Origin of the sequence: Kibdelosporangium philippinense (assembly GCF_021390435.2) — a bacterium.
Lineage (GTDB): Bacteria > Actinomycetota > Actinomycetes > Mycobacteriales > Pseudonocardiaceae > Kibdelosporangium > Kibdelosporangium philippinense.
Map to the genome: position 1 here is coordinate 1,352,874 of NZ_JAJVCN010000004.1, position 11,984 is coordinate 1,364,857.

General features: G+C 63.8%; 14 protein-coding genes. 10 read left to right on the forward strand and 4 right to left on the reverse strand.

Going from position 1 to position 11,984, the window contains the following annotated elements; translation table 11 throughout:
• The first annotated feature begins 9 nt into the window (after positions 1–9).
• Positions 10–1,158, forward strand: a complete 1,149-nt coding sequence (gene dgoD, locus LWC34_RS49225; protein ID WP_233732927.1) for a galactonate dehydratase — start codon at positions 10–12, stop codon at positions 1,156–1,158.
• A 55-nt stretch (positions 1,159–1,213) separates the two neighbouring features.
• Here dgoD and LWC34_RS49230 read toward each other — a convergent pair whose 3' ends face one another.
• Positions 1,214–1,612 carry a rhodanese-like domain-containing protein gene (locus LWC34_RS49230; protein ID WP_233732928.1) on the reverse strand — a complete coding sequence of 133 codons (399 nt, stop codon included), beginning with the start codon at positions 1,610–1,612 and terminating at the stop codon, positions 1,214–1,216.
• A gap of 73 nt (positions 1,613–1,685) precedes the next feature.
• Positions 1,686–2,216 (reverse strand): cysteine dioxygenase, encoded by a 531-nt coding sequence (locus LWC34_RS49235; RefSeq protein WP_233732929.1) that lies wholly within the window; start codon positions 2,214–2,216, stop codon positions 1,686–1,688.
• A 173-nt stretch (positions 2,217–2,389) separates the two neighbouring features.
• On the opposite strand from LWC34_RS49235, the gene LWC34_RS58475 reads away from it, so the two are divergent.
• From LWC34_RS58475 to LWC34_RS49250, 3 genes are all read left to right on the forward strand, one after another.
• Positions 2,390–2,773 carry a Na-translocating system protein MpsC family protein gene (locus LWC34_RS58475; RefSeq protein WP_233732930.1) on the forward strand — a complete coding sequence of 128 codons (384 nt, stop codon included), beginning with the start codon at positions 2,390–2,392 and terminating at the stop codon, positions 2,771–2,773.
• Positions 2,770–4,596 carry a S9 family peptidase gene (locus LWC34_RS49245; protein WP_233732931.1) on the forward strand — a complete coding sequence of 609 codons (1,827 nt, stop codon included), beginning with the start codon at positions 2,770–2,772 and terminating at the stop codon, positions 4,594–4,596. The genes LWC34_RS58475 and LWC34_RS49245 overlap by 4 nt, the downstream gene beginning before the upstream one ends.
• An 81-nt stretch (positions 4,597–4,677) precedes the next feature.
• Positions 4,678–5,082 carry an NADH-quinone oxidoreductase subunit A gene (locus LWC34_RS49250; RefSeq protein WP_233732932.1) on the forward strand — a complete coding sequence of 135 codons (405 nt, stop codon included), beginning with the start codon at positions 4,678–4,680 and terminating at the stop codon, positions 5,080–5,082.
• Here the strand turns inward: LWC34_RS49250 and LWC34_RS49255 are convergent.
• Positions 5,025–5,936, reverse strand: coding sequence for an IS3 family transposase (locus tag LWC34_RS49255; protein ID WP_233722569.1), 912 nt, complete (start codon positions 5,934–5,936; stop codon positions 5,025–5,027). The genes LWC34_RS49250 and LWC34_RS49255 overlap by 58 nt on opposite strands.
• Positions 5,933–6,250, reverse strand: coding sequence for a transposase (locus tag LWC34_RS49260; protein ID WP_233722568.1), 318 nt, complete (start codon positions 6,248–6,250; stop codon positions 5,933–5,935). Before LWC34_RS49260 ends, LWC34_RS49255 begins: the two co-directional genes overlap by 4 nt.
• A gap of 95 nt (positions 6,251–6,345) precedes the next feature.
• Between LWC34_RS49260 and LWC34_RS49265 the strand changes: the two genes are divergently transcribed.
• From LWC34_RS49265 to LWC34_RS49290, 6 genes are read left to right on the forward strand one after another with little or no spacing between them, the layout of a single operon-like run.
• A complete protein-coding gene (locus LWC34_RS49265; RefSeq protein WP_233734151.1) occupies positions 6,346–7,323 on the forward strand; it encodes a hypothetical protein in 978 nt (325 codons plus the stop codon).
• Entirely contained in the window at positions 7,316–8,182 is an 867-nt protein-coding gene (locus LWC34_RS49270; protein ID WP_233732933.1) for an NADH-quinone oxidoreductase subunit H, read from the forward strand. Before LWC34_RS49265 ends, LWC34_RS49270 begins: the two co-directional genes overlap by 8 nt.
• Positions 8,183–8,192: 10 nt before the next feature.
• Positions 8,193–8,690: an NADH-quinone oxidoreductase subunit J gene (locus LWC34_RS49275; protein WP_233732934.1), complete on the forward strand. Its 498-nt coding sequence runs from the start codon at positions 8,193–8,195 to the stop codon at positions 8,688–8,690.
• The gene (locus tag LWC34_RS49280) at positions 8,687–8,992 is read left to right on the forward strand and encodes an NADH-quinone oxidoreductase subunit NuoK (protein WP_233732935.1); all 306 of its coding nucleotides are present in this window, start codon (positions 8,687–8,689) and stop codon (positions 8,990–8,992) included. Before LWC34_RS49275 ends, LWC34_RS49280 begins: the two co-directional genes overlap by 4 nt.
• Positions 8,993–8,996: 4 nt before the next feature.
• Positions 8,997–10,538: an NADH-quinone oxidoreductase subunit 5 family protein gene (locus LWC34_RS49285; protein ID WP_233732936.1), complete on the forward strand. Its 1,542-nt coding sequence runs from the start codon at positions 8,997–8,999 to the stop codon at positions 10,536–10,538.
• Between the two features lie 4 nt (positions 10,539–10,542).
• On the forward strand, positions 10,543–11,976 hold the full coding sequence (locus LWC34_RS49290) for a complex I subunit 4 family protein (protein ID WP_233732937.1): 1,434 nt from the start codon (positions 10,543–10,545) through the stop codon (positions 11,974–11,976).
• Positions 11,977–11,984: the final 8 nt, after the last annotated feature.

Genomic DNA, 11,984 nt, shown 5'->3' on the forward strand with positions numbered 1-11,984 from the left:
GGGGTATCGGTGAAGATCACCGGGGTCGAGACGTTCCTGGTGGCGCCGCGCTGGCTGTTTCTGAAGATCAGCACGGACGAGGGGATCAGCGGCTGGGGTGAGCCGGTCGTCGAAGGCCGCGCCGAGAGCGTGCGCGCGGCCGTGCACGAACTCGCCGATCTGGTGATCGGCCAGGACCCGCTGCGGACCGAGGACCACTGGCAAGTGTTGCGGCGCGGTGGTTTCTACCGCGGTGGCCCGATCCTGTCCAGCGCGTTAGCCGGGTTCGACCAGGCCCTGTGGGACATCGCCGGTAAATACCGCAATGCTCCCGTGCACGAACTGCTCGGCGGCCCGGTGCGCGACCGCGTGCGCGTGTACTCATGGGTTGGCGGCGATCGGCCGTCCGGGATCGCCGAAGCCGTTGCGGCACAGGTGGAGCGCGGCTTCACGGCCGTGAAGATGAACGGCTGCGGGCCAATGGACGCCATCGCCACCCCGGCTGAAGCTCAGGCCGTGCTGGATCGTGCCCGGGAGGCGCGGTCCGTGCTCGGGCCCACGCGTGATCTCGCCATCGACTTCCACGGCCGCGTCTCGCCCGCGATGGCCCGACGGCTGCTGCCGATGCTGGAGGAAGTGCAGCCGATCTTCGTCGAAGAGCCGATCCTGCCGGAGATCCAGGGCGACGTTTTGGCCTCGGTGGTCGCGTGCAGCAGCGTGCCGATCGCGTTGGGGGAGCGGCTGTATTCCCGTTGGGAGTTCAAGCCGGTGCTGGACGCGGGCGTGTCGGTGTTGCAGCCGGATCCGTCACACGCGGGCGGTATCTCCGAGCTGCGCCGGATCGCGGCCCTCGCGGAGGTCTACGGCGCCAGCCTGGCCCCGCACTGTCCATTGGGTCCGATCTCGCTGGCCGCGGCCCTGCAGGTCGCGTTCGCCACCCCGAACTTCCTGATCCAGGAACAAAGCCTGCGGATGCACTACAACGTGGGCACCGAGTACACCGACTACCTGGTGGACCCGACGCCGTTCACGTTCACCTCGGGGTACGCCGTGCGCCCGGCAGGCCCTGGTCTCGGCATCGAGATCGACGAAGAACAGGTCCGCAGGGCGTCCGAGGTTGGACACCGCTGGCGTTCACCGGTCTGGCGGCACGACGACGGCAGCTTCGCCGAGTGGTAACCCCTCGTGAGTGGTTATCCGTGTTCTAACAAGGATAACCACTCACGAGGGTCTTTCAGGCCTTGAGCCTTTTCATGACCGGGAACCCGGCTTCTTTCCAGGCCGCGAACCCGCCGATCACGTCACGCATGTTCGGCATGCCCAGTTGTGCGATCACCTGATGGGCCGCGAGGCTGGAGGTGTACCCCTCGTTGCAGATCAGGATGACCTCCTGGTCGGCGTCGCCATGCCGTAATTCCTTGATGTGCCAAGGACTTGTGACGTCGAGGCGCCATTCGAGGACGTGCCTCGACACGGGCACCGCACCTGGTATCTCGCCGAATCGCCAGCGGTACTCGGTCGGCCGCAGATCGACCAGGGTGGCGCCGTTGCGGAGTGCTTCTGCTGCTTGCGCTGGGGTGTAGCGGGTAATCGCCTCCCGCGCCTGCTCAAGCAGCCGCGAGATAGTGCTCATGCCTGCTCCCCGCTGTGATCAAGCCCGTCGCATGAGCAGCTCACTGTGTTGAATGATTCGCTCGCGAGCTCGCTCATAGCTGCGCCACGCGCAAGCCCGCCGCCTCGACTTCGAGTTCTCTCGTGTCGGGTTCCGGTGTGTCACACTCGATTGCTCGCAAATGGTGTGTTCCGGATGGCAGCCAGCAATAGAAGTTCATCACCCGCAGTGGTGGTGAGTACGCGTGGATCGACACGGTCGGTTCCATGCCCACGTTCACCAGGTTGTGCAGGTACTCAGGACCGAAGCCGACCGATTTCCCCGCTTTGTGCCTGCGGGTTTTCAGGCGCGGCTTGCCGATCTTTCCGTAGTCCTCGACCAGTGAACCCTTGGCCACGGTGAAAGCTCCCGAACTTCCGCCGTGATCGTGCAACAGGGTGTCCTGTCCGATGTCCCAGCAGATCAGCCACACTTCGTATTCGGTGTCGCGATGCAGCCGGACACAATACCTTTCGGCCAGATCGAAAGTCACTTTCGACTGCCAGGTTTCCGGCGATTTCGCGATTGATTCGACGATGTCCCGCAACTGCCCCGGCGGCAGCACGGCGTCGGTGGAGAACTCCACGAGATCAGCCCTTTCGCTATGAACCCGTGGTGTCCTGGTCCGCCGGGTCGGGGGTCCCGTCGGTACAGGCCAGCACGGATTGGTATCTCGCTCGAGCTCATGCCGCCGTCAAACACGCCCTTGTCGGCGCGTTCACCACGGCAAAGCCCGAAAGGCCACTATATGGTGGCCAGGTGCGGATAACCAGAGCACAGCGCAACGCGGTGGCGGAAAAGATCACCAGCCTTGAGCGGTCGTTCTACGGACGCGGTCCGCGCAACGTCAAGGTGTCGGTCAGCGACGACGACCCGATCAGCTTGGTGGTGCTGTCACTGGACAGCCTGACCGTCGCTGACGCCGTGCTGAGCGAACGCGGCCGTCAGGATGCCGTGATCAGCCATCATGAAGCGCTGCACGAAGCGACGAAGGCCGACTTCCTGGAAGCGATCGAGGAGATCGTCGGCGAACCCGTCTCCGCCTACCTCGCGCAGGTCCACCCGAACACCGGCTACGCCGTGCGCGTGTTCGTCTTCAGTGATCTTGGTGACTTCGACGACCCGGATGCGGACAACGCATGATCACTGCCCCGTTCGGCGAGTGGAAGTCGCCGATCACGGCGGCAGACGTCGCCAGCGCCCGGACCATGGTCAGCTACCCGCACGTGATCGGCGACGAAGTCTGGTGGCAGGAGATCGCGCCGTCCAGCGGCGGTCGAACCCAGGTGATGCACCGTGCCGCCGACAGGACGGTCAGCGCTGTGCTGCCTGCGGGATATGAGGCGCGGACGCGCGTGCACGAGTACGGCGGCAAGTCGTACCTGCCGATTCCTGGCGTCGGCCTGGTCTTCGCGAACCACCAGGACCAACGTCTTTACCTGCTCGCCGATGACTGTGTGCCGCTGACGCCCGACGATGGCGGTCGGTACGCGGACTTCGCACTCTCGCCGGACGGTACCGAGGTGTGGTGTGTCCGGGAGGTTGCCGCTGATCCGCCCGAGCGGTCGATTGTGGCCGTTCCGTTGGCTGGTGGAGACGTCCGCGAACTGGTGAACAACGGTGATTTCCTGGCATTTCCCACGCCGTCGCCGGATGGTTCGCTGGCGTGGATCTGCTGGAATCGCCCGGACATGCCGTGGGATTCCGCGGAATTGTGGATCGACTCCAAGCGAGTGATCGGCGGTCGCGGAGAATCGGTTCTCGCGCCGATCTGGCGATCGGCTGACAGCCTTTACGTGATCTCCGATCGGTCGGGCTGGAGTAATCCTTACGAGGTCGATCGTTCGGGCACAGTGCGGCACATTCATCCGGCATCGGAAGAATTCGCCGGTCCATTGTGGGCACTGGGTGGTCGTCCGTACGACCTGCTGCCGGACGGCAGGCTCGTCGTGCTGCACGGTCGTGGCGAGCTGCGGCTTGGCATCCTCGACCCCGACACCGGCTCGATGACCGACGTGCCGACGCCGTACACGTCATTCGCCGCAGCGTTGAGTGTGGACGGATATGTGGTTACTTCCGTTGGGTACAGCCCTGATTTGCCAGCGGCTGTGGTGCGGGTGGACCTCATCAGTGGGCATTGCGATGTGGTGCGTGCCGAGGCGGAGTTGGTTCATGCCTCGTACTTTCCTTCTGCCTCACCGGTGGAGTTCACCGGGGAGGACGGTGTGGTTCATGGCTTCCTGTATCCGCCGTCGAACCCTGATTTTCGTGCGCCTGATGGCGAGTTGCCGCCATATGTGCTGTGGATCCATGGTGGGCCGACCGATCATGCGACGTCCGCTTTGGACGCTGGCAAGGCATACTTCACCAGCCGGGGCATCGGTGTGCTTGATCTGAACTATGGCGGGTCCAGTGGTTATGGCCGGGCTTACCGTGATCGGTTGCTTGGCAACTGGGGCATTACCGATGTCGCCGACGCCGTGACGGCTGCTCGTGCCCTGGTTGCCGATGGTCGGGCTGATTCCGCTCGGCTGGGGATCAAGGGCGGTTCGGCCGGCGGCTGGACTGTGCTTGTTGCCGCGACTCGGAGCACTGTTTTCAGCGCTGGGGTTTCGTATTTCGGTGTCAGCGATTTGCAGCTGCTGGTTGAGCAGACGCACGACTTTGAGGCTGGCTGCCTGGATTCTTTGGTCGGGCCGCCTTCGTTGTATCGGGAACGGTCGCCGCTTGGGCACGTGACTTCGGAGACGTGCCCGCTGCTTTTGCTGCAGGGGTTGCTGGACCCGGTCGTGCCGCCGAGTCAGGCCGTGGCGCTGCTCGGCGAACTGGCCGAGCATGGGGTGGAACACGCTTATCTGGCTTTCGCCAAGGAGTCGCACGGGTTCCGGCGGCCGGAGAGCATCCGGGCTTCTTTGGAGGCCGAGTTGGCTTTCTATGGGCGGGTGTTCGGCTTCTCGCCGGGTTAGCTTGGATACCTCCTACCCGTATGAGGTTGCCGTCCGGACGGGTGGCTCCTAAGCTCCTTCGCAGACGAGGGAGGTGCGCACGTGGGTCTGGTGGCACTGCTGGCCGCCACAGTCGTACTGGTGGCGACGGCATACGTCGTGTCCCGAGCGGTCCAGCTGGCCAAGACTGCCTCTGATCGCCTGCCCTTCCTCGCCGGACACGCCCCGGCCGAACATGCCATGTCGAGGTACCACGTCCGCTGGTACACGCTGACGATGATCTTCCTGGCCTTCGACATGGAGATGATCTTCATGTACCCCTGGACACTCGTAGTGTCCGAAGTAGGCACACCGGCCGTGGTGGAAATGTTCCTGTTCCTCGCGGTGCTGTTCGCGGGCGTCTGGTACGCAAAGCGGAAGTGTCAATCCCCTCAGATCGTGGAGACGGTTTATGCCACTTCGGTTCTGACCTGCGTCGCTGATACTGCTCGTGCGTGTGCCATCTGATGCTCGAACGGGATCGGGGCCAGGCCGTCGTTGGCGCTGTGCCGGCGGGTGGTGTTGTAGAAGTCCGCGATCCAGGTCGCGACCTTGATCCGCGCCTCAGCTCGGGTAGTGAACCGGTGTCGGTGTACGAATTCGACCTTGAGTGTGCTGTTGAACGCCTCGGCCGCGGCGTTGTCCAATGCGGACCCGACCCGGCCCATCGACTGCACCACACCCAGCGTCCGGCAGGCCGCCGCGGTCGCTGCGGCGGTGTATTCCGATCCGCGGTCGGTATGGAAGATCACCCCGTCCACGTCCCCGCCCCGGGTGGTCGCGGCCATCCGCAGCGACGCCACCACCACAGCCGCGTCATGGTGGGCGGACATCGCGTAACCCAGCATCCGGCGGGAGAACAGATCCTCAGTGGTCGCGAGATACAGCGGCCCCTCATCGGTGTCGATCTGCGTGACATCCCCGCACCACAACACATCCGGTGCCACCGCGGTGAAGTTCCGCCGAACCAGATCGCGAGCCACTGGCCGTTTCCCCGGCCGGGTCAGCGACCGCCGGCGTTTCGGCGGTCGTCCGGCCAGACCGAGCTCGACCATCCGCGCCGCCACGGTGTTCTCCGAGACCTTCCAGCCGGCCTCCCGCAGGTCACGGGTGATCCGGGGACTGCCATAGGTCTCACCCGAAACAGTGAACAACCTCCTGATCTGCTCATCCAACTGCTCCCGCCGCTGATCACGGGCAGTGGGCTTGCGGTTGATCCACTTGTAGAACCAGGACTGCGAGACCTCCAAGGCCCGGCAGGCGATCGCATGCGGGACACCGTGCTTGGTCCTCTGGGACGCGATGAACTCCGCCACGATCACTGGTTCATCGCGTCCTTCACCCACAGGACCACGGAGCGCTTGAGCACATCACGCTCCATCTCCAACTCGGCCTTCTCCTTCGCCCACTGTGCTCGTTCGGCCCGCAGCCGGGCCAACTCCGCACGCTCGGCCTCGTTCAACCCGTCTGCGGGCTGCCCGGTCTGGCGCCGGTCGGCCTGTACCCAGTTGTGCAGGGTGTACGCGCTGATCCCCAGATCCCGTGCGACCTGCGCCACCGACTTGCCGGTCTCGGACACGATGCGCACCGCACCCGCCCGAAACTCCGGATCAAACCGGCGCCTCTTATCTCCCACGACCTGATCATCTCTCTTGGTTCAGGTCTCCACGCTACGAGGGGAAGCACAGAAGGCGCCTTGCGATGGACGTGACCTCGTGGCTTCTCCGAAGGATGGCTGTGCGCCCATTTGTGGTGGCTGTGCCAGGGGCAACGGCCGCTCGCCTCGCCGCTGAGCGGAGTTTTCGGGACCGAGGATGGCGGCAGGCGGCCAACCCGGTTGAAGCGAACCTCCTGGTGGTCGCCGGGGACATTGATGTGGACCTGGTGTGGGGGCAGATGCCACTGCCAAAGGCGAAGGTGGAGCTCGCGTCGGCGGCGGACGTAGATCGGGCGATTGGCGCGGCTGTGAGGGGATTGAGGGATCGGCGCAGGCAGTACGCGGAACCTGAGTCCACGCATGGGACAGCCTCCGATCTGCATCGAGGCCATGACGATTCTGAGGCAGTCAGCGATGCCCATGCGGCGCATGGCCATGACATGGGCCAGGCTTCGATGGCTGGACATCAGCATGGCGGCCATGACCATGGCATGGGCGAGATGGTGATGCCTGGTGGGATTCCGATGGCGAGCCGTACCGCGGACCGTGACGGCCTAGCCCTCGACTACCTCCACATCTTCCTTGGCCCGGTCCTCGCCGACTGGCCGCCCGGCCTTGTCGTGAAGGCCATCATGCAGGGCGACGTCCTGCAAGAGGTCGAGGTCGACGTGGTCGGAATCCCGGGCAACTACTGGACTGAGGACCGCATGCCCGCCCGTCGACTGGACAGCTGCGCCCGGTTGCTGGGTGTGGCCGGGTGGGAGACCGCAGCCACTAGAGCCCGGGAGCTGAGAGACCGAGTCCTCTCTGGACAGGATGCTGACGTTGACCGGTGGGCGAAGCGGGTGCGACGGTCGAGGGTGCTGAAGTGGTCCCTTGTCGGGGTCGGAGAGTGGCAAGGGCGAGACGCCTGGGATCGGCTGAACGCGTGGCTCGACCAAACCGACGTCGAGTCGGACATCGCGACCTTGCCTGACCTGCTGAACGGCAGCGAGCTCGGCAACGCGAGGCTCATTGTGGCCAGCCTGGACCCGGACACCGATCATGGTTGAGGCCGGGCCGTGGTGGATCGGCCTTCTCCTGCCCGCGATACTGGGCGCCTTCGCTCTCGGGGCCGCGATGCTTGACGCGGGCTCCTACCCGCTCAAAGCAGCCGCTGGACTCCTGATCCAGCAACGCAGGAAGACCCTGGCGGCGGACATCTTGCTGCTCAGGGCCGGGATTTTTGCTTTGGTGGCTGCCGCTGTTCTGGCTGCTGTGGTGATTCCGCTCGGCGAAGTCGCTGTCCTTGATACCGGTGTTGGTGTTGTTTGGTTCAACATGGCCGAGGTTTTGGCGTGGGCCGCGGTGTGGATGGTTGGGTGGGGCGCCAACTCCGCGTACGCCATGGTTGGTGGTTATCGGTTTGTCGCGCAGGGATTGGCGTACGAGCTGCCGCACATGTTCGCGCTGATCACCGCCGCTCTTGGTGCGGAGTCGCTGAGGGTTGGCGACATTGTCGAGGCTCAGCGCGATCTCTGGTTTGTGGTGTGGATGCCTGCGGCCTTTGTGGTCTATTTGCTTTCTGTTCTGGGGATGGCGTTTTGGGGGCCGTTCGATCAGCCTGCCGGGCGGGACATCGGCGGTGGTGCGAGGCTTGAACTGTCCGGTGTGGATCGGTTGCTGTTCGAGGGTGGCCGGTGGATGTTGTTGACCGCCGGTGCCGCTTTCGCTGTCCCGCTCTTTCTTGGGGGTGGGGGTTGGGGTTGGGTGATTGTCAAGACCGCTGCTGCGCTCGCGGCGTTGGTGTGGTTGAAGAAAAGGGTGCCGACCGTTCGGTTGAATCGGTATGTGGAGTTCGCGTGGATCGTGCTGATCCCGGTGATGCTGGTGCAGGCGTTGGTTGTGGCCGTCGTTGTCCTCGTCCGATAGGTGGGCTGACATGCAGATAGCGTTCTGGGCCTGCGCGGTCGGCGCGATCGCGGCCGGTGTCGCGGTGTTCAAAGTGGACTCGATGGCACGGGCGACGTTCGCGTTGCTCGCGTCGTTCATCTTCGCGGCGGGGACGATTCTTCTCCTGCGATTGGCCTATCTTGGCATTGTCGTTGTGCTCATGATGATCATGGAGATGGTCATCATGGCCGTTTTTATGATCATGTACATGATGAATCCCGGCGGGCTCATGCCGATGAGCATGGTGCACAACAAGAAAGGCTCCCTGGCGATCGCGGGTGCGACCTTCATCCTCCTCACTGCCACGATTCTCCTTGTGCCGTGGCCGATGCGGAACGGGGAACCGCCGCCCGATCCGACGCGTGCTCTTGGTGAGGCGTTGATGGGCTCGAAGATGCTGGTGATGATGGTTCTCGGGCTCGTCTTGTTCGCCACGATGGTTACGTGCGTCGTGTTGGCGACTCATCGCGGGCGGTACGACCGATGACTCTTCAACTATTCCTCATCTTCGCGGCCGCGTTGTTCAGTGTTGGGCTTTATGGCGCTTTGTCCCAGCAGTCCATTGTGATGATCATGATGGGGCTTGAGTTGATGGTGAACGGGATCATCGTTGGCGCGGCGGCGTTCTGGTACTTCGTGTCGCCTACGGTCGCCGATGGGCAAGTGCTCGTTCTGGTCGCGGTCACTGCCATGGCCGTCGAGATGGCTGTCGGGTTCGCCGTCACCACGGCCATTTTCCGGAAGCGGGACGTGGACATGACCGACATGGCCGCGGACTTGAAGGGCTGAGCCGATGCCGCCTTTCAGCTTCGCTGTCGATGGACTCTCCGCGACCATGTTGGTGACGCTCGCGGTCATCCTGGTCGCGGTTCTGGTTTTCGCCGCGGCCGATATAGGCGCCAGTCTGAGGTTTTACGTTCTGATGCTGGTTTTCGCCGTCGCGATGGCGATCACGGTGACTGCTACCAATATTGTGACTTTGTTGGTGGGCTGGGAGATCATGGGCGCGATGTCGTACGCCCTCATTGCTTTCTGGTGGCGTGAGCCTCGCAGAGCCACTTCTGGCGCGATTGCGTTCTTGACCACGCGGGCCGGAGACCTTGGGCTGTACTTGGCCGCGGGTGCCGCGTTCGCCAACGGTCAAACTGACCTCAGTGGACTGTCAGGCGATCTGGTTGCCGCGGGGATCGTCATAGCGGCGTTGGGCAAGTCCGCGCAGCTGCCGTTCAGCTTCTGGCTTTCCCGGGCGATGGATGGTCCTAGCCCGGTGTCCGCTTTGCTGCACTCGGCAACCATGGTCGCGGCTGGTGCGTACCTTCTGATACGGGTGAACCCGCTGCTGGAACAGACCGGGTGGGCCGGGCCGGTGGTCGCGTGGGTCGGGGTCATCACCGCGCTGGTTCTTGGCGCGGTCGCTGTGGCGCAGACCGATTTCAAGCAGATGCTTGCTGCCTCGACCTGTTCCCAGGTGGGGTTCATGGTCCTGGCCGCGGGCACCGGGGGAGCGCAAGCCGGGACCGCGCATCTCGTCGCGCACGCGGCGATCAAGAGTTTGCTTTTCCTTGCCGCTGGCGCCTGGCTGACGATCCTCGGGACCAAGCAACTTCCTGAGCTACGCGGCGCGGCCAGGAAGTATCCGCTGATCGGGGTCACGTTCACGATCGGCGCGCTCAGTCTTGCCGGAGTCCCGCCACTGTCGTTGTGGATCACCAAGGACGCCGTTCTTGCCACGGCACCCACGGCGATCTACGTCGTCGGGCTGGCGGCTGTGGTCCTCAGCGGTGTCTATGTTGGACGCGCACTACAGCACGTCTGGGCGCGCGAAGGTCAGCGTCAGAAAGCGAATGTCCTGCTGCAGGTTCCGCTGCCATTCCTTGCGGCCGCGGCTGCGGTCTTCGGGCTCGTGATCGCGCCGGAACTGCACCTGACTTGGTGGGAACTCGTGTTGTCTGGCGGGCTGGCGATCGTCGGTATCGCGCTGGGACGGGTGGCTTTCCAAGCCAAGGCGTTGGAAGGGTGGCTGGGGTTGGAACCTGCTACCCGCAAGGTCATCGTCAAGCCGACGATGGCGTTGGCGGCCGCGTTGGCGCGGTTCGACGACAAGGCGGTCGACGGGGGAGTTCGGGCAGCCGCGGCGACCGGGGATCTGTTCGCGAAAGTCGCAAGTGGACGGATTGAGGTCACTGTGGACGGCGTCGTCCATCGGATCGGCGCCGCCGCCAAGGCATTGGGCCGTTGGGCTCGTCGGCCGCAGACCGGGCAACTGCATCACTACTACGCACAGGCTGCGGTCGCTTTGGCCCTGCTCGCGGTCCTGCTGATGATTGTGAGGTGAGGACGTGCTGAGCCTCATTGTCTTCCTGCCCCTAGCGGTTGCCTTGGTGGTGCTTGCCTTGCCGTCCAAGGTCGCCAGATGGCTGTGGGTCGGCGTGAGCGTGGTCGATATGGCCTTGGTCGTGGCTTTGTGGATCAACTACACGCCAGGGGCTTACGAGGTCAATGTCCGGTGGATCCCCAGTGTCAGCTCCGGATATCACCTCGGCGTCGACGGTCTGAGCCTGCCATTGGTCGCTTTGACGGCGTTTCTGTTCCTGGCGTGCGCGGTTTTTTCGTTCAGGGACAACGACCGCATCAGGTCCTACGCCGCTCTGTTCCTGTTCATGCAGACCGTGAGCCTTGGTGTGTTCGTGTCTCTCGACCTCGTGCTTTTCTTCGTCTTCTTTGATCTGTCTATTGTGGGCATGTACTTCATCATCGCAGGTTGGGGGCATCGGGACGCGGCCAAGGCGGCCCTGAAGTTCTTCCTCTACACCTTCCTTGGTTCGCTGGCTTTGCTGCTGGGCTTCATCGGATTGTTCCTGGCAGGCAACACGTTCGACATGGTTGAGCTCACCAGGCTGGACCCGTTGGCGGGTAAAGGTTTTCTGAGTGTTGCTGTGTTGGTCGCGCTTGGTGTCGGGTTCGCGATCAAGACGCCGACTGTGCCGTTTCACACCTGGCTGCCGCCCGCGCATACCGAGGCGCCCGCGGCGGGGTCGGCGATCCTGGCTGGGGTGCTGCTGAAGATGGGCACGTACGGCTTCGTGCGGATCATGATGCCGATGCTGCCGGACACTTGGCGTGAGTATGCGGTCGTCTTTGTGATTGCCGGTGTCGTGAGTGTCCTTTATGGAGCCCTGGTCGCGCTGGCGCAGCAGGACTTCAAGCGCATGATCGCGTATACGTCGGTGAACCACATGGGCTACGTTCTGCTGGCGCTTGGGGCATTCAGCGAGATCGGCGTGACGGGCGCGGTGACCCAGATGGTCAGCCATGGGCTGATCACGGGAGCGCTGTTCCTGTTGTCCGGTGTGCTCTATCAGCGCGGCCGGACGTATGAGATGGACCAGTATGGCGGCTTGGCTGGGACTGCGCCGAGATTCGCCGGGTTGATGGCGCTTGCGGCGTTCGCTTCTCTGGGGTTGCCGGGTTTCTCTGGGTTTATCGCCGAGTTCCAGATCTTCACTGGGTCTCTTGGTGAGGCTCCGGTCGCCACCGCGCTGGCGTTCCTGGGCATCTTGATCACGGCGACGCTCTTCCTGCGGGCTTTCCAGCGGGTGTTCCTTGGGGCGTACAAGTCGCCGGAGGGGAAGATCGGAGACGTCACCGTGGTGGAGGGAGTGGCGATCGTGCCACTGATCGCGGCGACGGTGGTCATCGGCATCTTCCCGCGGTTCCTGCTGGACGTGATCGAACCGGCGTCGCGGACTGTGGTGGAGCTGGTGAGTCGATGATGGCTGTG

Coding starts and splice junctions, on each gene's coding strand:
- LWC34_RS49265 (WP_233734151.1), top strand. CDS start 6,346: ATGGCTGTGCGCCCATTTGTGGTGGCTGTGCCAGGGGCAACGGCCGCT.
- LWC34_RS49230 (WP_233732928.1), bottom strand. CDS start 1,612: ATGAGCACTATCTCGCGGCTGCTTGAGCAGGCGCGGGAGGCGATTACC.
- LWC34_RS49245 (WP_233732931.1), top strand. CDS start 2,770: ATGATCACTGCCCCGTTCGGCGAGTGGAAGTCGCCGATCACGGCGGCA.
- LWC34_RS49285 (WP_233732936.1), top strand. CDS start 8,997: ATGCCGCCTTTCAGCTTCGCTGTCGATGGACTCTCCGCGACCATGTTG.
- LWC34_RS49280 (WP_233732935.1), top strand. CDS start 8,687: ATGACTCTTCAACTATTCCTCATCTTCGCGGCCGCGTTGTTCAGTGTT.
- LWC34_RS49270 (WP_233732933.1), top strand. CDS start 7,316: ATGGTTGAGGCCGGGCCGTGGTGGATCGGCCTTCTCCTGCCCGCGATA.
- LWC34_RS49275 (WP_233732934.1), top strand. CDS start 8,193: ATGCAGATAGCGTTCTGGGCCTGCGCGGTCGGCGCGATCGCGGCCGGT.